The 356-nt window shown below is 56.2% G+C and carries 2 tRNA genes; both read right to left on the bottom strand.

Annotated features, from left to right (window positions below):
* Window positions 1–120: 120 nt before the first annotated feature.
* Window positions 121–197, bottom strand: a tRNA-Asp gene (locus DID98_RS35590).
* An 82-nt stretch (window positions 198–279) separates the two neighbouring features.
* Window positions 280–355 (bottom strand) — tRNA-Glu (locus tag DID98_RS35585).
* Window position 356: the final 1 nt, after the last annotated feature.

The following is a 356-nucleotide window of genomic DNA, read 5'->3' as shown; positions in this document are numbered from 1 at the left end:
AACCCCTGTACTCACCGTGAAAGGGTGATGTCCTAGGCCTCTAGACGAAGGGGACAACGTACTGCTTACATCTTTAACGCAAAAGCCCGCTCAAAACGTTCATTTGAACGGGCTTTGTTCTGGCGGAGCGGACGGGGCTCGAACCCGCGACCCCCGGCGTGACAGGCCGGTATTCTAACCAACTGAACTACCGCTCCAGCTTTCTTCACTCTCACCTGCAGGACCTCGTTCACGTCCTGCAAGCGTTGCGACACTTCTACTACGAAACGCCGCTGAATCTGGCGTCCCCTAGGGGATTCGAACCCCTGTACTCACCGTGAAAGGGTGATGTCCTAGGCCTCTAGACGAAGGGGACA

Source organism: Burkholderia sp. Bp8984, from assembly GCF_003853755.1.
Taxonomy (GTDB): domain Bacteria; phylum Pseudomonadota; class Gammaproteobacteria; order Burkholderiales; family Burkholderiaceae; genus Burkholderia.
The sequence above is the reverse complement of the archived record's forward strand: the minus strand, read 5'-3'. Positions and strand labels throughout refer to the sequence as shown.